We start from the raw sequence: 19685 nt of genomic DNA, 5'->3' as shown, positions 1-19685 counted from the left end.
CAATGACGCACTTCCCTAGCAAGCGCAGACCGGGCGCCGGGCTGGTCCTGGCCGCCCTGCTCGGCATGGTCGCAGCCCTGGGACCGGGAACGGCCGGGGAGGCGGGTGCCGCCGGAGCAACGGCTTCTCAGGGAACGGCCGTTGAAGGGGCACGCTTGGCGCACGGCCCCGCCGCGAGCAACTCCCTTGCGCACCCCTCCCGTTGGACGGACACCCCGCACGGCTTCGCCTCCCTCGCGGGCGGCACCACCGGCGGCGCCGGCGGCCGGGTCGTCACCGTCACCGACCAGGCGTCCCTGGTCAAGTACGCCTCCGCGCCCGAGCCTTACGTCATCCGCGTCAAGGGCTCGATCGCCGTGGAGCCCTTCGGCGCGAACATCGTCGTCGGCTCCGACAAGACCGTCATCGGCGTGGGCGACACCGGCGAGATCGTCCACGGTGAACTCCACCTCACCCCCGGCACCAGCAACGTCATCATCCGCAACCTGACGATCCGCGACTCGTACGTCGAGGGCGACTGGGACGGCAAGACCACCGACTTCGACGCGATCCAGATGGACACCGTCGACCACGTGTGGATCGACCACAACCGCCTCCAGCACATGGGCGACGGACTGCTCGACATCCGCAAGGACAGCCAGTACGTCACCGTCTCCTACAACCAGTTCCGCGACCACAACAAGGCGCTGGGCATCGGCTGGACCACCAACGCGCTCACCCAGATCACCATCGACCACAACTGGTTCACCGGCACCAAACAACGCAACCCCTCGGCGGACAACTGTGCCTACGCGCACCTCTACAACAACTACCTGTCCGCACAGGTCGGCGACGGCGATCCGGTCTGGACGTACGGCAATTGGTCCCGGGGCCGCACCAGGATGGTCATCGAGAACAGCTACTACGACGGCGTCCAGCACCCCTACCAGGCCGACGCCACAGCCGAGTTGGTGCAGCGCGGCTCGATCCTGCGCAACACGACCGGCCGCACGGACAGTTGGGGAACCGCCTTCAACCCCCGTGACTTCTACGGCTATCGGCTCGACCCGGCGGCAGCCGTACCCGCGCTGGTGACGCGCTTCTCCGGCCCGCAGCAGCAGATCGGCACGACGCTGAGCGTCCCCGCCGCCTACCCGACCGTCCAGGCGGCCGTGGACGCCGTACCGGCGGGCAACGACGTACCCGTGACCATCGCCATCGCCCCCGGCACCTACCGCGCCAAGGTGTTCGTCCCGGCGAACAAGCCGAAGATCCTCCTGCAAGGGACTGGACAGAGCCGCGCCGACACCGTCATCGTCTACGACACGCCCGCCGCGTACGGCGGTTCGACGGGAAGCGCGACGGTACGGATCGCCGCGAACGACGTCACCGCCCGGCACCTCACCTTCAGCAACGACTTCGACGAGGCCGCCGTCGAGCTGAACGGCGAACAGGCGCTGGCGATGAAGACGACCGGCGACCGGATCGTCTTCGAGGACACCGCCTTCCTGGGCAACCAGGACACCCTGATGACCGACAGCCCCAACCTGACCACCGTCAGCCGGGTCTACATCCGCGACTCCTTCATCGAGGGGGACGTGGACTTCGTCTACGGCCGCGCCACGACCGTCATCGAACGGTCCGAGATCCGGGCGCTGAGCCGGGGCTCCGACACCAACAACGGCTACATCACGGCCGCTTCGACCTGGACGGGCAACCCCTACGGGTTCCTGATCACCCGCTCCCGGATCGTCAGCGACGCCCCCGCCGGCAGCTTCCACCTGGGCCGGCCCTGGCACCCCGGCGGTGAACCCGCCGCCGTGGCACAGGTGTTGATCCGCGACACCGAACTCCCCGCCGCGATCAAGGCGGCGCCCTGGACCGACATGAGCGGCTTCTCCTGGCGCGACGCCCGCTTCACCGAGTACCGCAACCACGGAGCCGGAGCCGAAGTCACCGCCGACCGACCGCAGTTGACGGACGATCAGGCCGCCGCGCACACCGTCGCCGCCTACCTCAAGGGCGCCGACGGCTGGGCACCCCACACCGCCCGCACGCACTGACCCCCACGACCGAACCAAGCCGACACCTCAATGAAGAGAGCCGACCGATGAAGAACAGAAACCGCAGAAACAGCCGCGCCGCCGCGGCCGTCGCCCTGGGGTCCGTGCTCGCCCTCACCACAACCGCCTGCGGCGACGACGGCAGCGGCAGTGGTGCCAAGGGGTCCGAGGGCAGCGGCACCGGGAAGATCGTCTTCTGGGACAACAACGGCGGTGTCCGCACCGACATCTGGAAGACGGTCATCTCCGACTTCGAGAAGGCCAACCCCGACATCAAGGTCGAGTACGTCGGGATCGCCGCGACCGAGTACCAGTCCAAGGTGGACACCACGATCCGGGGCGGCGGTCTGCCCGACGTCGGCGGGGTCGGCGCGGCCATGCTCGCCGGGTTCGCCGCGCAGGACGCGCTGGAGCCGCTCGACGACAAGCTCGCGAAATCGCCGCTGAGCAGCAAGCTCAACAAGGACATGGTGGCCTCCCTCAAAGCCGCCGGGGGCGGTGACGGGACGCTCTACTCCATTCCCACCTCCGCCAACAACGGCGTTCTGTACTACCGGACCGACCTCTTCCAGAAGGCCGGGCTCCAGCCGCCCACCACCTGGGACAACTTCTACGCCGCCGCCGAGAAACTCACCAACTCCGGCAAGAACGAATTCGGTTACACCATCCGTGGTGGTGCCGGGTCCATCGCGCAAGCGCTCGACGCGATGTACGGGCAGTCCCAGATCACCTCCTTCTGGAACGGTGACAAGACCACCGTCAACGATCCCAAGAACGTCGCCGCGCTGGAGAAGTACGCCGCGCTCTACAAGAAGGTCACCCCCTCCGCCGACCTCAACAACGACTTCACGAAGATGGTCGCGCAGTGGGATTCCGGCACGATCGGGATGCTCAACCACAACCTCGGTTCCTATCAGGATCATGTGAAGGCGCTCGGGGTCGGGAAGTTCCGGGGGATTCCCTCGCCCACTGCCGCGAACGGAAAGCGGGTTCAGGTCTCCAACCCTGTCGACGGGCTCGGGGTGTTCAAGAGTTCCAAGAACAAGGAGGCCGCGTGGAAGTTCATCGAGTTCGCGCTGTCCAAGGCGGAGAACTCGAAGTTCAACGAGTCGGCCGGGCAGGTGCCGGCGAATACGGAGGCGGCGGGGGATGCGTGGGTTCAGCAGGCGGAGCCCACGAAACTGGCGGCTGCGGCGTTGACCGACGGGTCGACGAGCATTGTTCAGCTGCCGTACTACCTGCCGGACTGGAACACGATCTCCAAGGCCGACAATGAGCCGAACTTCCAGAAGGTGCTGCTCGGGAAGATGAGTGCGAAGGACTTCCTGGACAAGTTGGCCGAGGAATTGAACGCGGCCCAGGCCGAGTGGAAGCAGCAGCGGGGTTAATCGCTGGGTTTCGCCGTACGGGTGGCCTGTACGTCGCAGGGTGCAGGCCGCCTGTGGCTGATCGCGCCCACGCGGCGGAGCCGCAAATCGACACAGCCCCGCGCCCCTTGAGAAGCGCACCCCCGGTTGAAAGGCTAAACGTATGTCCATCAGCCGTCGACAAATCACCGCGGTCGCCGCCCTTGCTGCGATTCCCCTCGGCGTCGCCGCCCCCGCCCAAGCGGCCAACCGCCGCACCCTCTACATCGCCGGCGACTCCACCGCCGCCCAGAAATACGCCCCCGCCGCTCCCGAAACCGGCTGGGGCATGGCCCTCCCCTTCTTCGTGCACAAAGGAATCGCCGTCGCCAATCACGCCGTGAACGGCCGGAGTTCCAAGAGCTTCGTCGACGAGGGTCGCCTCACAGCCATCCTCGACGTGATCAAACCCGGCGACTTCCTCCTCATCCAGTTCGCGCACAACGACGAAAAGGCCGAGGACCCCACCCGCTACACGGAGCCTTGGACGACGTACCAGGACTATCTGCGCCTCTACATCAACGGCGCCCGCGTCAAAGGTGCGCACCCCGTCCTCGCCACCCCCGTGGAACGCCGCAGATTCAACGCCCAGGGCACCTCCCAGCCCACCCACGGCGAATACCCCGCGTCGATGAGAGCACTGGCGGCAGCGGAAGACGTCCCGCTGCTCGACACCCAAGCCCTCTCCCTCGCCCTGTGGCAGCAGCTCGGCGTGGAGGAGACGAAGAAGTACTTCAACTGGACCGCCACCGAGCAGGACAACACGCACTTCAACCCGCCGGGCGCGATCGCCGTAGCCCGCCTGGTGGCACGGGAGTTGGTCAGAACCAGGGTGCTGGCGCGGCGCGAGGTGTGCCGGCTGGACCAGGAGATCCCGGAGTCGTGGATCACCTGGCCGGACGCCGTCGCCGCCTAGCACCCCACCCCCTGTTCCTGAAAAGGAGAGCCGCACCATGCACGCACAGAAGTGTCATGATCATGCCAGCATCAGCACTGGCACCAGTACCGGCACCAGTACCGGCACCAGCACCAGCATCCGCAGATACGGCGCCCTCCTGGGCTGCACAGCCTTGGTGTTGTCGCTGACCGGCGTCGCAGCCCAGGCCCAGGCCCAGCCACGCGGAACCGACCTCTCCCGCCAGGTACTCGGCACCGGCGACGGCTGGGGCTCGTACGGCACCGGCACCACCGGCGGCGCCGCAGCCGACGCCGAACACGTCTACACCGTCACCACCTGGGCGGAGTTCAAGGCCGCCCTCGCGGCCGGCGGGAGCGCTCCCAAGATCATCAAAGTGCGGGGGATGATCGACGCGGTCTCCGAGGGCTGCGACGCCTTCGAGGCGGGCGGGTACGACCTCCAGCAGTACCTGAAGGACTACGACCCGGCGGTCTACGGCAACGACAAGGTCGCCATGGGCCCGCAGGAGGACGCCCGCGTCGCCTCCGCCGCGAACCAGGACTCGGTCATCAAGGCCAACATCCCGAGCAACACGACGATCGTCGGCGTCGGCAGGAACTCCGGGATCCTGGGCGGGAGTTTGCAGATCAAGGGCGTCTCGAACGTCATCCTGCGCAACCTCACGATCGAGGCCCCCCTCGACTGCTTCCCCAAGTGGGACCCGACCGACGACAACCACACCGGCAACTGGAACTCGGAGTACGACGCGGTCGTCGTCTTCGGCACCGACCACGTGTGGATCGACCACAACACGCTCACCGACGGGCGCTACCCCGACAGCGAGCGCCCGGTCTACTTCGGCAAGGTGTTCCAGCAGCACGACGGCCTCACCGATATTGTGCGCGGCTCCAACTACGTGACCGTGTCGTGGAATTCGTTCGAGAACCACGACAAGAACATGCTGATCGGCAACAGCGACAGCACCTCCGCGCTCGACGCGGGCAAGCTCAAGGTCACCCTGCACCACAACCGCTTCGACGGGATCCTCCAGCGCTCCCCGCGCGTGCGGTTCGGGCAGGTCGACGTCTACAACAACCACTACGTGGTCGAAGAGGCGCAGAAGTCGGACTACTACCTCTTCGGCGTCGGCATCAACTCCGCGCTCTACGCGAGCGACAACGCGATCTCGCTGCCCGCCGGGACCAGTGTCGGCAAGGTCATCAAGAAGTGGAGCGAGGCCCCGCTGACGGCGGAGAACAACTACGTCAACGGCCGCCCCGTCGACCTCGTCGCCGTGCACAACGCGGAGATCCCCGCCGAGACCCTCCAGTCCGGCGCGGGCTGGACTCCGACCCTGCGCACCCGGGTCGACTCCCCGTGCCTGGTCCCCTCGATCGTCGCGCGCGGCGCGGGCGTCGGCCGAGCGCGCTGACCGCCTCCCCAGACGTGCCGGGACGGTCCTGCACACCGTCCCGGCACCCTCCCGCACGCCGCGCTCCGTGCACCCCGAGACCTCAGCGAAACCCCGTGACCCCCGCGAAGGAGCACCATGCCCTCGCCTCAACTCCCCCTCTCCAGAAGGGGATTCATCACCGCCGCAGCAGCGGCAGCCACACTCGCGCTACCTTCCACCCCGGCCTCGGCGACGACCCAACACCCCCGCCCCACAAGGCCGTTCGGCCGCTACGGCTCCCCCTCCGCCCGTCTCACCCCCCAGACTCTGTACGTCGACACAGCGGGCCAGGGCGACTTCACCTCCGTCCGAGCCGCCGTCACCGCCGCCACCGGCACCGGCTGGACCCTGATCCTCGCCCCCGGCACCTACCGCGAGACGGTCGCCGTCGACGCCACCCGCACCGGCATGACCTGGATCGGTGCCTCCCACAATCCCCGTGACGTGGTGGTCGTCTACGACAACGCGGCCGGAACTCCCAAGCCCGGCGGGGGCACTTACGGCACCACCGGCTCGGCCACGACCACCGTCCAGGCCGCCGACTTCACCGCCCGCTGGATCACCTTCGCCAACGACTGGCTGCGCGCCGACCACCCCGACATCACCGGCACCCAAGCCGTCGCCATCAAGGTGCAGGGCGACCGCACCGCCTTCAACCACTGCCGCTTCCTCGGTCACCAGGACACGTTGTACGCCGACTCGTCGAGCCTCACCGCCTTCGCCCGCCAGTACTTCACGGACTGCTACGTCGAGGGCGACGTCGACTTCGTCTTCGGCCGAGCGACCGCCGTCTTCGAACGCTGCCACTTCCGCACACTGACCCGCACCGACCTCGCGGGAGCACCGTACGGCTTCGTCTTCGCGCCCTCCACGGCAGGCGCCAACCCGCGCGGCTACCTCGTCTCGCACAGCCGCGTCTCCAGCCAAGCACCGGACGCCTACTACAAGTTGGCCCGCCCCTGGGTCCCCAGCTCCGACCCGACGGCCCGCCCGATGCTCACGGTCCGCGAGACCCGCCTCGCCGCCGGCATCGACGCGGTCGCCCCTTACACGAACATGTCGGACAGCTTCCCCTGGCAGAGTCAGCGCTTCGCCGAGTACCGCAACTCCGGCCCCGGCGCGGTGATCACGGTCCCCGAGAACCGCCCCCAACTCACCGCCGTACAGGCCGAGTCGGCGACCCGGGCCGCGTACCTGGGCGACTGGGAACCGGAGGGCTGCTGAGATGCGCCGCCGCGCCTTCCTGATCGGGGGGACAGTCGCAGCGATTACCGCAGCGTCCCCAGCAACCGCCGTACCCACAAGGCGAGTTGTCCACGTCCACCCCGGCGACTCCGTCCAGGCCGCCGTGGACCGCGTCACCGGCCCCGGCTGGACGATCGTCGTCCACCCCGGCACGTACCGCGAAGTCGTCGACATCCCCGCCGACAGAGCCGAGTTGACGATCAGGGGAGCCGTCCGCGACCCCCGCGCCGCCGTCATCGTCTACGACAACGCCAACGGCACGCCGAAACCCGACGGTTCGGGCACCTACGGCACGGCCGGCTCCGCGACGTTCACCTCGGCGGCGCCCGGCCTCACCGTCCTCGACCTCACGCTCGCCAATGACTGGCTGCGCGCCGACCACCCTGACATCACCGGCACACAGGCGGTCGCCGCCTACCTCACCGGCGACCGCACGCACGTCGAGAACGTCCGCCTCCTGGCCCACCAGGACACCCTGTTCGCGGACACGACCGCGCTGGACGCCTTCGACCGCCAGTACTACCGGCGTTGCCACATCGAGGGAGACGTCGACTTCGTCTTCGGGCGGGCCCGCGCGGTCTTCGACACGTGCCGCTTCCACACCCTCCAGCGGGACGTGCCCTTCACCCCCAAGGGCATGGTCTTCGCCCCCTCCACGGCCCGCGCCAACCCCTACGGCTTCCTCGCCGTGCGCGGCCGGATCACCTCCGGCGCCGAGGACGCGGCGTACAAGATCGCCCGCCCCTGGGTGCCGTCGTACGAGACAACCGCCTGGCCCTCGCTGGTAGTTCGGGACACCTGGATCGGGTCCGGCATCGACGCGGTCGCGCCGTACACCAACATGCGCGAGGCGTACCCCTGGCAGACCATGCGCTTCGCCGAGTACGCCAACTCCGGCCCCGGCGCGGTGACTTCGGTGCCGGAGAACCGGCCCCACCTGACGGACGCGGCGGCGGTCGTCCACACCCCGCGTACCTACCTCGGGAACTGGCGTCCCCGAGCGCACCGCTAGCACCACCCCGCACCACCCCAACTCCCCATCCCCCCACGGCGAAAGGGACCGCACTCCATGTCTCGTCGTACCGTTCTCACCCCGCTCACCGCACTCGCCGCCCTGACCCTCGGGGCCGGGATCGCCGTCCTGCCCACCCAGGCGCAGGCGGCGACCGTCGTCGTCAGCAACTCCACCGACCTCGCGAACGCCATCAAGAACGCCACCGCCGGTACGGTCATCCAGGTGCGCGGCGGCACCTACTATCCGACGGCCACCCTCCAGTCGACGGCCAACGGCACCTCCGGCTCGCCGGTCACGCTCACCGCGTACGGCTCGGAGACCGTGAAGATCGACGGGTCCTCGATGGCCGCGGGCTCCTGGATCTTCAAGCTGACCGCGTCCTACTGGAACGTCTCCAACATCACCTTCCAGAACTCCAAGGACAGCGCGGTCGTCTGCCAGTCCTGCACCGGCACCACCTGGAACAACATCAGGACCATCAACGGCGGCGACTCCGGGTTCACTCTCACCGGCGCGAACACGGTCAACAACACCGTGAAGAACCTGGACAGTTACGGCAACTACGACGCCGCGACACATGGCCAGAACGCGGACGGCGTCGCCATCAAGTTCGGCTCCGGGACCGGCAACAAGGTCACCGGCGCGCGCCTCTACAACAACTCGGACGACGGGATCGACCTCTGGTCCTTCTCCTCGCCGGTCACCATCGAGCACACCTGGGCCTTCGGCAACGGCGTCAACCGCTGGGGCGACTCCGCGTTCGAGGGCAACGGCAACGGGTACAAGCTCGGCGGCAACGGACCCTCCGTCGCCCACTCCGTCAACAACTCGGCGGCCTGGGGCAACGCGGGCAACGGCTTCACCGAGAACAGCAACACCGGCGCGATCGTCATCAACCGCACCACCGCGTACGCCAACGGCAAGTGGGGCTACTACTTCGCGACCGGCACCGCGAAGCTCGGCAAGAACCTCGCCGTCGGCAACGGCGGCGGCTCGGTCAGCAAGGGGTCGGGCGCCACGTCGTCCGGCAACAACTGGGACTCCGGCGTCGGCACGCCGTCCTTCCGCTCCACGGACGCGTCCTCGACGTACAACTCCCGTAGCTCCAGCGGGACTCTGCCCGCGACGACGTTCCTGACGACCGGGTCGACGACCATCGGCGCGACCATGGACTGATGTACGCCGCAGCCGTCCCCGCGAAAGTTGCGAACGACTTTCGCGGGAACGGCAACCTTTTCCCGCCGCCGCGACGACTCGTTTCCGATCCTGTTCCCGAGGAAAGGAAACACCCCGTGCGAATCGGCCCCGGACGCCATCGCAGAACCCGTACGCTCTCGATCGCCGCGGCGATTTCCCTCTCCGCCGGAGCGGGCGGCGTATATCTCGGCCTCTCGGATCACGGCGCCCAGGCGGCGTCCAGTACGGTCACCGTCTCCACCACCGCAGCGCTCGAATCCGCCGTCAGGAACGCGGTCGCCGGGACGACCATTCAGGTGCGCGGCGGTACGTACACCCCGGCCGCCACACTTAAATCCACGGCCAGCGGCGCGAGTTCCGCGCGGATCACCCTCAAGGCGTACGGCACCGAGAAAGTGAAGATCGACGGGTCCAGGCTTCCCGCGGGGTCCTGGCTCGCCGGGATCTACGGGAGTTACTGGACCGTCGAGAACATCACCTTCCAGAATTCGCCCGCCCAGGGATTCGTCGTCACGTCGTCCACCGGCGGCGTCTTCAGGAACCTCGTCACCGCGTACAACGGCGACTCCGGGTTCACACTGCGCGGTGACGGCACCGTGGGCAACCTCGTCCAGAACCTGGACAGTCACGGCAACCACGGCCAGAACGCGGACGGCGTCGCGATCAAGTTCGGCTCCGGGACGGGCAACAAGGTCACCGGCGCGCGCCTCTACGACAATACGGGCGACGGAATCGACCTGTGGCAGTTCTCCTCGCCGGTCACCATCGAGCACAACTGGGCATCCGGGAACGAGAACGGATTCGAGCTGGGCGGCGGGGGAGCGTCCGCCGCTCATTTGGTCAACGACAACACCGCGTACGCCAACAAGGGCACGGGATTCTCCTTCGCCGCGGGAAAGGCCCGGCTGGCCCGGAATATGTCGACGGGAAACAAAGGGGGCCAGCGGAAGCCGGGGAATTCCACGGTGAGTATCGCGAACAGCTGGGACAGCGAGGTGACGGCTGAGCGCTAGAGCAGATCGATACAGTCGAACGCCGTCCCCGGGCTCAGAAATGTTTCGCCGCTCGAACCGCTGACGATGTTCAGGGTCAGCACGTTGTCCGCGCCCAGCGCCGTCGCCGGCACCGTGTACGTGAACGTGTGGTTGTTCCCCCGGTACGACCCCGTCGTCAGCGACCGCGTCGACGGCTGGGACGGCGCCACCGGGACCGCCGAGGTCCACCCGTTCACCGTCACCCGGGGCCGCCCGCCCGCGAACGCGTCCGTCACCCCGATCCTCAACGTCCGCGCGGCCGACGCCTGTTCGGCCGTCAGCTTGAAGTGGACCTGCACCCCGTCGTTCACGGCCTTCCACATGTACGCCGGGAAGGACGCCGCGTCCCCGCTCCCGATCGTCACGTTCCCCGTCCACTTCGCGGCGCGCGCGTCGGAGGGGTGCGCGTACGTCATGAGCGCCGCGTTCTTGAACTCGGACGGTGTGCCGTTCCAGTCGCCGAGCCGCCAGACGGCCCTGGCGGTGGACGGATCGCCGCTGACGGAAAGGGAGTTGAGAGCGGTGGTGGTCCCCGCAGTCACCTTCACGGTCGCCCGGTGCACCGCCAACTCGCCCTTGTAGACAGTGAGTTGATACGTCCCCGGCAGCATCCCCGCACACGAGAACGCACCGGTCCCGCCCGCCGCCCTCGTCCAGTACTGCGCGTCCGCGTTGGCGAACCCCACCGTGTACGGGTGCGCCGAGGACATCCCCTTGAGCCCGACCCCCGCGACCTTGCCGCGCCCCTTCTTGCCGACCCAGCCGGTGATGCCGAGCCCGTCGGCCCAGGACGTGTCGAGGTTGCCGTGCAGCAGCGACGACGCGGGAGCCGCACCACCGGTGAAGGCGAGGACGTACGGACCCTGGAGACCGAACCGCTCCGGCTCGGTCTGGGCCTGGTTGTAGTGGAGGATCTCGTACAGCCCGGCGCCGAGGTCGTTGGAGTGGCGCAGCAGCGAGCGGTAGAAGGGACCGCCGGACGCCTTCTCGTGGTTCGAACGCACCATCCACAGCGCCGAGTCGGCACCCTTGAAGCCGACGTAGTCGTAGTCGATGACCCGCTTGCCGGAGTAGTGCTTGGAGTGGGTCGTCCCGTCACCCCGCCGCCAGACGTCCCCCGCCTCGATCACCTTGTCCGACGCCTCGATCCAGGAGTCCGACCCCTCGTTGGGGAAGACGCCCGGCTTCAGGCGGACCAGGAAACGCGTCGCCGTGAACGACGCGTCGGCCTTGTCCGTCCACAGGTACACGTTGTCCTGGCCGTCGCGCGCCGCGAACCACTGGGTGATCGGGCCGTGCACCGCCTTGACGAGGATCGTCGAGCCGGACTGCTTCACGGTGACGGTCGCGGAGCCGAGACCCGACTCGACGTGCGAGTGCCGGCCGCCGTACCCCTCGTACTCCTTGCCCTTGTAGACCAGCGAAGTGATGTCGCCGGTCGTCTTGGAGACCTTGAAGACCAGGGAAGCACCCGTGTTGACCACGTAGTTCCTGCCGTCGTCGGCGTACCCGAAGGCCGCCGCCGATGCCGAGGAGACGACCCCGGCCGCGCCCGCCGCGGCGACGGCGATCGCGCTGCCGCCGAGGACACGGCGGCGGGAGAGGTGTTTTCTGTGCGTGCTCAAGGGTGGCGCTCCGTCGGTCGGTGGGGGTGGTGCCGTCCTGAAGTTGTCACCGGTGGGGAAAGGGTTGCCGCTGGTGCGGAAACTTTTTCCGACACAGCCGGAGAAACACAGCCGGAGAACGTGCCGTGAACGCCGTCAGGAACCCGGCTCGGCCGAGTCCGCCGCCGCGAACCCCCCGCCCACCGACCGCGCCCTGCCCTCGGCGGTCCCGCCGGCGACGTACGTGTCGCCCCGCGCGTCCCGCCCGCCCCGGTCATGGTCGTACTGACCGGCGAACACCCACTCCCCGGGACTCACCGTGCGCCCGTCCTTGAGCACCCACGTGTAGACCAGGAACCCGTCCTTCTCGCCGACGGTGAACGTGAAGTCGTCCTCCGGCAGCGACCGCCAGGCCCCCGTGTTCGTCACCCCGCCGGTCTGCGCGACCTTCAACTGCACGGTGAGCGCGGTGAGTTCCTTCGACACCTTGAGCGTGACGTCGCTCTGCGCCCAGAAGTCGTTGCTGTGCGGATCCACCGAACCGTCGGACCACAGCGGCCCGTCGCTCGTCCCGGCTGCCGGCGGAAGAGTGCCGACCTGCGGCGACGGCGACGCCCCTGCGGTACGACTCGGGCCGGGGTCCGTGGACTTGGGCGCCTCACCCTTCGAACTCGGCGACGGAGAGGGCGAGTTCGGCGGACGGCTCGTCGCGTCCGGCGACACCATCGGCGTGGGGGAGACCGCGACCGTCTGCTCGGCCGGCGGCTCGCTCTTCACCGCCGACGCCACCGCGTACCCGCCGACCGCGAGCATCCCGGCGACCGCCGCCGTCGCGCCCACGATCCGCGCCCAGCCGAGCACCGGCCGCGTCGAACGGTGGCTCTGCCGGTCCGGCGCGGCCATCATGCCGCGCTCCACGCGGGCCAGGATGCGCGCGCGGTCGGGCTCGTGCCGCTCGGTCGCTTCGTGCAGCCGGGCGCGCAAGTCGTCGTGCACGTCCCGGCGCATGGTCATCGGTCCCTTCCCGCGGACTCGGAGGTGCGCGCCATCACGGCGTGCACCCGCTTCGGAGCCTTCTCGGCGCCGAGCAGTTTCTGCAACTCGGCCATCCCCTTGGAGGTCTGGCTCTTCACCGTACCGACCGAGATCCCGAGGGCGAGCGCGGTGTCCTTCTCGGAGAGGTCGAAGGCGTGCCGCAGCACGACGCAGGCGCGCTTGCGGAAGGGGAGTCTACGCAGCGCGGACTGCACGTCCACCACGCCGGCGACATCCGGGTTCTCCGTCTTCTCCTCGCGCTGCGACCAGAACAGCGCGATCCTGCGCCGCTCCCGCACCGCGCTGCGGATCTTCGTCCGCGCCAGGTTGGCGACGACCCCCCGGGCGTACGCCACCGGGTGGTCGGCCGCGCGCACCCGGTCCCAGCGGTGCCACAGCGCCAGCAGCGCGTCCGCCGCCAGATCGTCGGCGGTGTCCGACTCCCCGGTCAACAGGTAGGCCAGCCGCGACAGTTCGGCGTAGTGGCGGTCGAAGAAGGTATGGAACTCCACGGAGGCGGCGTCGTCCACGACTGTGCCCACGGGTTGACCTCTTCTCGATGTGCGACGTTCCGGCGCTCGGTGGGGGTCGGCGCCCATGCGTGCCATGTGGATGACATGGGGATGCCCCGGGGAGATTGCCGGGACGAGATGCGGAAGCGTAGCAGTGATCGACTTGTGCGTTCGTACGGGTCTTCGAACGCCGTGTGAGGGACCGGCCGTTGCGGATCCCGAATCCGTAACACGGCGAAAACCTGAAGGGAGTTCAACGCGGGAACAATCCAGCCAGCATCCGCACACTGATCCAACCGGCAACCAGGAGTGTCCGCCATGTCCGAGACGCAAGAGAAGACCGACCGGCCCAGTGCCGCACCACCCGCGCTGAACGGCGTCGACCGGTTCTTCCGGATCTCCGAACGCGGCTCGACGTTCGCCCGGGAGACACGCGGCGGCCTCGCGACGTTCTTCACGATGGCGTACATCCTTGTCCTGAATCCGATCATCCTCGGGAGCGCCAAGGACAAGTACGGCCACACCCTCGACCCGGTCCAGCTGACCACCGCCACCGCGCTCGTCGCCGCCGTGATGACGATCGTCATGGGCGTCGGCGGCAACCTCCCACTCGCCCTCGCCGCCGGACTCGGCCTCAACGCGGTCGTCGCCTTCCAGATCGCGCCGCTGATGAGCTGGGACGACGCGATGGGCCTCGTCGTCCTGGAAGGGCTGCTGATCTGCGCGCTCGTCGTCACCGGGCTGCGCGAGGCCGTGATGCACGCGATACCGCAGCCGCTGAAGCAGGCGATCAGCGTCGGGATCGGGCTGTTCATCGCGTTCATCGGCTTCGTGGACGCCGGGTTCGTCACCCGCATCCCCGACGCGGCGAACACCACCGTGCCGGTTCAGCTCGGCGGCACCGGCAACCTCACCGGCTGGCCCGTCCTCGTGTTCTGCCTCGGCGTGCTGCTGACCATCGGGCTGCTCGCGCGCAAGGTCAAGGGCGCGATCCTGATCAGCATCGTCACCATGACCGCCCTCGCGATGGTCATCGACGCGGTCGCCGACATCAAGAGCTGGGGGCTGACGACGCCGAGCTGGCCCGACAAGGTCGTCGACACCCCGGACTTCGGGCTGATCGGCCACTTCAGCCTGTTCGGCGCGTTCTCGGCGCCCGGCGTCGGCGTGATCACCGTCGTCCTGCTGATCTTCACGCTGATCCTGTCGGACTTCTTCGACACGATGGGCACGGTCGTCGGGATCAGCGCGGAAGCCGGGCTGCTGGACGAGGAGGGCAAGGTCCCCAACCTCGGCCGCGTCCTGCTGATCGACGGCGTGGCCGCCGTCGCCGGTGGCGCCTCCTCCTCGTCCTCCGCGACCTCCTACATCGAGTCCGCGGCAGGCGTCGGAGAAGGCTCACGCACCGGGTTCTCCAACCTCGTCACCGGCGGTCTCTTCGCCCTCGCCCTCTTCTTCACCCCGCTCCTGACCATCGTCCCCCTCCAGGCCGCCGCGCCCGCCCTCATCGCCGTCGGCTTCCTGATGATGACCCAGGTCAAGCACATCGACTGGGACCGCTACGAGATCGCCATCCCCGCCTTCCTCACCATCGCCGTGATGCCCTTCACGTACTCCATAACGAACGGCATCGGCGCCGGGTTCCTGGCGTACGTGCTGATCAAGACGGTCCTCGGGAAGGCGCGGGACATCCACTGGCTGCTGTGGGGGACGAGCGCGCTGTTCGCCGTGTACTTCGCGATCGACCCGATCGAGCAGATCCTCGGCACGAAGTAGCCCTCCGAGGAAAGCGTCACCCCTTGACGGCCGCCTCCATCATCGCCTTCGCGACGGGGGCGGCCAGCCCGTTCCCACTGACCTCCGACCGCGCCGCGTCCGACTGCTCGACCATCACCGCGACGGCCACTTCCCTGTCCCCGGCCTTCGCGTACGACGTGAACCACGCGTACGGCGTCTTGCTGTTGTTCTCGCCGTGCTGCGCCGTACCCGTCTTGCCGCCGACCGTCGCCCCGCTGATCCGCGCGTTCGTCCCCGTCCCGTCCTCGACGACCGTCTGCATCGCCGACTGGAGCTGCTCGGCGGTGCCCGAGCTGACGACCTGCCTGGTCGTCGCCTCCCCGTCCACGTCCTCCAGGACGTCACCGCCGCTGTTGGTGACCTGCGACACCATGTGCGGCGAGACCAGCTTGCCGCCGTTCGCGATCGCCGCCGACACCATCGCCATCTGGAGCGGCGTCGCCGTCACGTCGAACTGGCCGATGCCGGTCAGGCCCGTCTGCGCCGGGTCCATGCCCTTCGGGTAGACGCTGGCGTACGGGCGCACGGGGACGTCCTGCGCCTCGTTGTTGAACCCGAACTTCTCCGCCATCGCCCGCACCTTGTCCTGCCCGAGCTGGACGGCCATGTGCGCGAAGACGTTGTTGCAGGAGTACTGGAGCGCGACCCGGATCGAGGCGTTCGTGCACGGCGCGGACGCGTTCTCGTTGGCCAGCACCTGGCGCGTCCCCGGCAGCGTGTACGGGTTCTCGCTGTCCGTCCTCGCGTCCACGCTGTCGTACAGGCCGTCCTCCAGCGCGGCAGCCGCGACGACCAGCTTGAACGTCGACCCCGGGGGCAGCGGCTGCCGCAGCGCGCGGTTGACCAGCGGCTTGTCCGCGTCCGCGTTGAGGCTCTTCCAGGCCGCGCCGGCCGTGTTCGCGTCCGTCAGCGTCGACGGGTCGTACGACGGGGTCGACACGACCGCGAGGATGCGCCCCGTCTTCGGGTCGACCGCGACGGCCGCGCCCTTGTTGTCGCCCAGCGCGTCGTACGCGGCCTTCTGGACGGCCGGGTCGATCGTCGTGATCACGTTCCCCGGCGCGGCGCGCTGGTCCGTGACCGTGTCCATCACGGTCTTCAGGCGCGTGTCCGTGCCGTTCAGCACGTCCGCGTAGATGCCCTCCAGCTGCGTCGGCGCGTACGCCTGCGAGGCGTACCCCGTCACCGCCGCGTACAGCTTGCCGTTCGTGTACGTCCGCTTGTACCTGAGGTCGCCGCTCGTCTGCGCCGACCCCGTCACCGACTTCCCGGCCACGATGATGTTCCCGAGCGGGTCCGAGTACGTCTCGATCGCGTTCCGCCGGTTCAGCTGATCGTCCGCGAGCGCCTGACTCTCGTAGAACTGCACCCATGTCGCCCTCACCAGCAGGGCGAACACGAGCAGCAGCGTGAAGACGGCGGTACGCCTGATGGTCCTGTTCATACGAACAAACAGACGAACGCGGCGGCCGAAGAGTTCCCGTCCGCCCGTTTTCTCACCCGACGTTCATGTACGCGCGATCAGGCGTCCAGCACCAGGACGGCTTCCTCGATCTCGCCCCCGCGCGCGTGCGCGTACCCGGACTCCCGCCCGCTCTCCCGGAACCCGCACTTCTCCAGCACCCGCAGCGACCCCGCGTTGTCGAGCGCCACGCGCGCGTACAGCGGCCTCTCCGGAACCTCCGCCAGCAGCGCGCGCAGCGCGGCCGTCGCGATCCCGCGTCCCCAATAGAACCGGTCGACCCAGTAGGTGACCTCCCGCTCGTCCGGATCGCCGTACACCGCCGCGTGCCCGATGACGTCCCCGTCGGCCAGGATCGTGCGCAGGACGGCGTCGGAGGCGAGGTTGCGCTTCCAGTGCGCGTCGAAACGGTCCCGGTCCGTCGGGTCCTGAGGGGTGAAGGCGGCCATGTGCACCGACTCGGGGTCGGCCATCTGCCGGAAGAAGACCGGCAGATCGCTGTCGTGCACCGCGCGCAGTACGACGTCCATGCGGTCAGAGCCTACGTGTCGCCAGTGTCAGCCGGTCGCGCGCGTCGAACAGCGCGTCCTTGACGAGCTGTTCGTGCGCGGGCGTCAGGCGGGCCACCGGGACCGAGCAGCTGATCGCGTCCCGCGCGGGCGTGCGGTACGGGATCGCGACGCCGAAGCAGCGCAGGCCCAGCGTGTTCTCCTCGCGGTCGACGGAGAAGCCCTGTTCGCGGATGGCGTGCAGTTCCTCGATGAGCTTCTCGCGGTCCGTGATCGTGTGTTCGGTGAGCGCGGGGAGGGTCTCCGGGAGCATCTTGCGGACCTGTTCGTCCGTGTACGTCGACAGGAGGGCCTTGCCGAGGGACGTCGAGTGCGCGGGCAGGCGGCGCCCTACGCGCGTGAAGGGGCGCAGGTAGTGCTGGGACTGGCGGGTCGCGAGGTAGACGACGTTCGTGCCGTCGAGGCGCGCGAGGTGGATCGTCTCGGTCGTGTCGTCCGACAGCCGGTCGAGGGTCGGGCGGGCCGCCGCGACGACCTCGTCGCCGTCGATGTACGACGTACCGACCAGCAGCGCGCGTACCCCGATGCCGTACCGCGTACCCGTCGCGTCCGTCTCCACCCAGCCCAGCTCCACCAGCGTGCGCAGCAGCATGTAGAGGCTGGACTTGGGGTAGCCGACGGCCTCCTGGACCGCCGCGAGGGAGTGCATCCCGGGCCGGCCCGCGAAGTACTCCAGCAGCTCGACCGTCCGCACCGCGGACTTGACCTGGGCCCCGCCCCCCGCCTCGCCTGCCGACATCGACTGTGACCCCTTCGTTCGACGAGAAGCTGAAGTTATAGTCTGCAACAGCATATTCACCAGCACGGACAGCGTTCAGTATATCGAACAGTGCTGGTGGCGACAGGACACCGCGGCACGACTTGTTGGAGGGACCCCCGGTGGCAGCAGCACCAGTCTGGAGCGTCGACCCCCGAACCGGGAAGCAGCGGGAGCAGGTCGCCGACGAGGCGACGGCCCAGGAGGTCGACGCCGCCGTCCGCGCCGCCCACGCCGCGCGCGCCTCCCTCGCCGACCGCACCGTCCGCGCGGCCTTCCTGCGCGGCGCGGCCGACCAGCTCGAAGCGGCCAAGGAAGCCCTCGTCGAGACCGCCGACGCGGAGACCGCGCTCGGCCCGGTCCGCCTCAACGGCGAGCTGGCCCGCACCTGTTACCAGCTCCGCGCCTTCGCGGCCATCGTCGACGAGGGCGCCTTCCTCGACGTCGTCATCAACCACCCCGACGACACGGCCACGCCCCCGATCCCGGACCTGCGCCGCTACAAGGTCCCGCTCGGCGTCGTCGCCGTCTACTCGGCCTCCAACTTCCCCTTCGCCTTCTCGGTCGCCGGCGGCGACACCGCGAGCGCGCTGGCCGCCGGCAACCCGGTCGTCGTCAAGGCCCACCCCGACCACCCGGCGCTCTCCGAGCTGGTCGCCAAGGTCGTACGCCGTGCCGCCGCCGCGCACGGCATCCCCGAGGGCGTCCTCGGCCTCGTCCACGGCTTCGAGTCCGGCATCGAGCTGATCAAGCACCCGCTGGTCGCCGCCGCGGGCTTCACCGGCTCCATCCGAGGTGGCCGCGCCCTCTTCGACGCCGCCGCCGCGCGCCCCACCCCCATCCCCTTCCACGGCGAGCTGGGCTCCCTCAACCCGGTCGTCGTCACGGAGGCCGCCGCCACCGAGCGCGCGGAGGCCATCGGTACGGGCCTGGCCGGCTCCATGACCCTCGGCGTCGGCCAGTTCTGCGTCAAGCCGGGCCTGGTCCTCGTCCCCTCCGGCGCGGCGGGCGACGGCCTGGTCAAGTCCCTCACGGCCGCCGTCAGCGACACGGACGCGGGCGTCCTGCTGGACCACCGGATGCGCGACAACTTCATCGCGGGCGTCGCCGAACGAGCCCAGCTCCCGGACGTCGAGTCCCCGGTGACCCCGGGCGCGGGCGGCGAGCACACGGTCAGCCCCGGCTTCCTCACGGTCCCGGCGGCCCGCCTCGCCACCGAGGGCGCCCACGACCTCCTGCTCGAAGAGTGCTTCGGCCCGGTGACCGTCGTGGTCCGCTACGAGGACGACGCCGAGGTCACCTCCGTCCTGTCCCGCCTCCCCGGCAACCTCACCGCCACCGTCCAGCTGTCGGAGGCGGAGGCCGCCGGAGAGGGCCGCGGCACCGACCTCCTCGCGGAGGTGACCCCCCTGGCCGGCCGCGTCCTGGTCAACGGCTGGCCCACGGGCGTCGCGGTCGCCGCCGCCCAGCACCACGGGGGCCCGTACCCGGCCACCACGTCCACGTCCACGTCCGTCGGCGGCACGGCGATCGAACGCTGGATGCGGCCGGTCGTCTACCAGACGACGCCCACGGCTCTGCTGCCGCTGGAGCTGCGGGACGAGAACGAACTGGGCCTGCCCCGCAGGTTCAACGGGGTTCTGGAGCGCTAAGACCGCA

Annotated in this window: 16 protein-coding genes; 10 read left to right on the top strand and 6 right to left on the bottom strand. The window is 69.0% G+C overall.

All coding sequences use genetic code 11. The annotated features are described in order from the left end of the window. The first annotated feature begins 2 nt into the window (after positions 1 to 2). From ACQCO7_RS09905 to ACQCO7_RS09870, 8 genes are all read left to right on the top strand, one after another. Complete coding sequence (locus ACQCO7_RS09905) at positions 3 to 2042, top strand: pectinesterase family protein (RefSeq protein ID WP_464071464.1); 2040 nt, start codon at positions 3 to 5, stop codon at positions 2040 to 2042. A 47-nt stretch (positions 2043 to 2089) separates the two neighbouring features. Continuing rightward, positions 2090 to 3430 (top strand): ABC transporter substrate-binding protein, encoded by a 1341-nt coding sequence (locus tag ACQCO7_RS09900; RefSeq protein WP_464071463.1) that lies wholly within the window; start codon positions 2090 to 2092, stop codon positions 3428 to 3430. Between the two features lie 142 nt (positions 3431 to 3572). Continuing rightward, positions 3573 to 4364 (top strand): rhamnogalacturonan acetylesterase, encoded by a 792-nt coding sequence (locus ACQCO7_RS09895; RefSeq protein WP_464071462.1) that lies wholly within the window; start codon positions 3573 to 3575, stop codon positions 4362 to 4364. 37 nt (positions 4365 to 4401) lie between these two features. After that, complete coding sequence (locus tag ACQCO7_RS09890) at positions 4402 to 5778, top strand: pectate lyase family protein (RefSeq protein WP_464071461.1); 1377 nt, start codon at positions 4402 to 4404, stop codon at positions 5776 to 5778. Between the two features lie 117 nt (positions 5779 to 5895). Next, a complete protein-coding gene (locus tag ACQCO7_RS09885; RefSeq protein WP_464071460.1) occupies positions 5896 to 7023 on the top strand; it encodes a pectinesterase family protein in 1128 nt (375 codons plus the stop codon). A gap of 1 nt (position 7024) precedes the next feature. Next, positions 7025 to 8056, top strand: a complete 1032-nt coding sequence (locus tag ACQCO7_RS09880; protein WP_464071459.1) for a pectinesterase family protein — start codon at positions 7025 to 7027, stop codon at positions 8054 to 8056. 57 nt (positions 8057 to 8113) lie between these two features. Beyond that, positions 8114 to 9235, top strand: coding sequence for a right-handed parallel beta-helix repeat-containing protein (locus tag ACQCO7_RS09875; RefSeq protein WP_464071458.1), 1122 nt, complete (start codon positions 8114 to 8116; stop codon positions 9233 to 9235). 116 nt (positions 9236 to 9351) lie between these two features. Then, the gene (locus ACQCO7_RS09870; RefSeq protein ID WP_464071457.1) at positions 9352 to 10269 is read left to right on the top strand and encodes a right-handed parallel beta-helix repeat-containing protein; all 918 of its coding nucleotides are present in this window, start codon (positions 9352 to 9354) and stop codon (positions 10267 to 10269) included. Here the strand turns inward: ACQCO7_RS09870 and ACQCO7_RS09865 are convergent. The 3 genes from ACQCO7_RS09865 to ACQCO7_RS09855 form a co-directional block, all read right to left on the bottom strand. Then, complete coding sequence (locus ACQCO7_RS09865) at positions 10266 to 11915, bottom strand: rhamnogalacturonan lyase B N-terminal domain-containing protein (protein WP_464071456.1); 1650 nt, start codon at positions 11913 to 11915, stop codon at positions 10266 to 10268. The two genes, ACQCO7_RS09870 and ACQCO7_RS09865, sit on opposite strands and share 4 nt — an antisense overlap. A gap of 135 nt (positions 11916 to 12050) precedes the next feature. Further along, on the bottom strand, positions 12051 to 12908 hold the full coding sequence (locus ACQCO7_RS09860) for a hypothetical protein (protein WP_464071455.1): 858 nt from the start codon (positions 12906 to 12908) through the stop codon (positions 12051 to 12053). Further along, complete coding sequence (locus tag ACQCO7_RS09855) at positions 12905 to 13471, bottom strand: SigE family RNA polymerase sigma factor (RefSeq protein ID WP_464071454.1); 567 nt, start codon at positions 13469 to 13471, stop codon at positions 12905 to 12907. Before ACQCO7_RS09855 ends, ACQCO7_RS09860 begins: the two co-directional genes overlap by 4 nt. Before the next feature lie 288 nt (positions 13472 to 13759). Here ACQCO7_RS09855 and ACQCO7_RS09850 point away from each other — a divergent pair, with 288 nt between their 5' ends. Continuing rightward, complete coding sequence (locus tag ACQCO7_RS09850) at positions 13760 to 15217, top strand: NCS2 family permease (protein ID WP_050375428.1); 1458 nt, start codon at positions 13760 to 13762, stop codon at positions 15215 to 15217. 16 nt (positions 15218 to 15233) lie between these two features. On the opposite strand, the gene ACQCO7_RS09845 is transcribed toward ACQCO7_RS09850, so the two are convergent. The 3 genes from ACQCO7_RS09845 to ACQCO7_RS09835 form a co-directional block, all read right to left on the bottom strand. Further along, a complete protein-coding gene (locus tag ACQCO7_RS09845) occupies positions 15234 to 16682 on the bottom strand; it encodes a peptidoglycan D,D-transpeptidase FtsI family protein (RefSeq protein WP_464071453.1) in 1449 nt (482 codons plus the stop codon). Between the two features lie 77 nt (positions 16683 to 16759). Further along, complete coding sequence (locus tag ACQCO7_RS09840; RefSeq protein ID WP_464071452.1) at positions 16760 to 17230, bottom strand: GNAT family N-acetyltransferase; 471 nt, start codon at positions 17228 to 17230, stop codon at positions 16760 to 16762. A gap of 4 nt (positions 17231 to 17234) precedes the next feature. After that, the gene (locus ACQCO7_RS09835) at positions 17235 to 18008 is read right to left on the bottom strand and encodes an IclR family transcriptional regulator (protein ID WP_464071451.1); all 774 of its coding nucleotides are present in this window, start codon (positions 18006 to 18008) and stop codon (positions 17235 to 17237) included. Between the two features lie 140 nt (positions 18009 to 18148). Here ACQCO7_RS09835 and ACQCO7_RS09830 point away from each other — a divergent pair, with 140 nt between their 5' ends. Beyond that, positions 18149 to 19678 (top strand): aldehyde dehydrogenase (NADP(+)), encoded by a 1530-nt coding sequence (locus ACQCO7_RS09830; RefSeq protein WP_464071450.1) that lies wholly within the window; start codon positions 18149 to 18151, stop codon positions 19676 to 19678. The last annotated feature ends 7 nt before the right edge of the window (positions 19679 to 19685 follow it).

This window comes from Streptomyces saintjeani (genome assembly GCF_055409605.1).
Note: the sequence above shows the minus strand (reverse complement) of the source record. Positions and strands in the feature narration are given on the sequence as shown.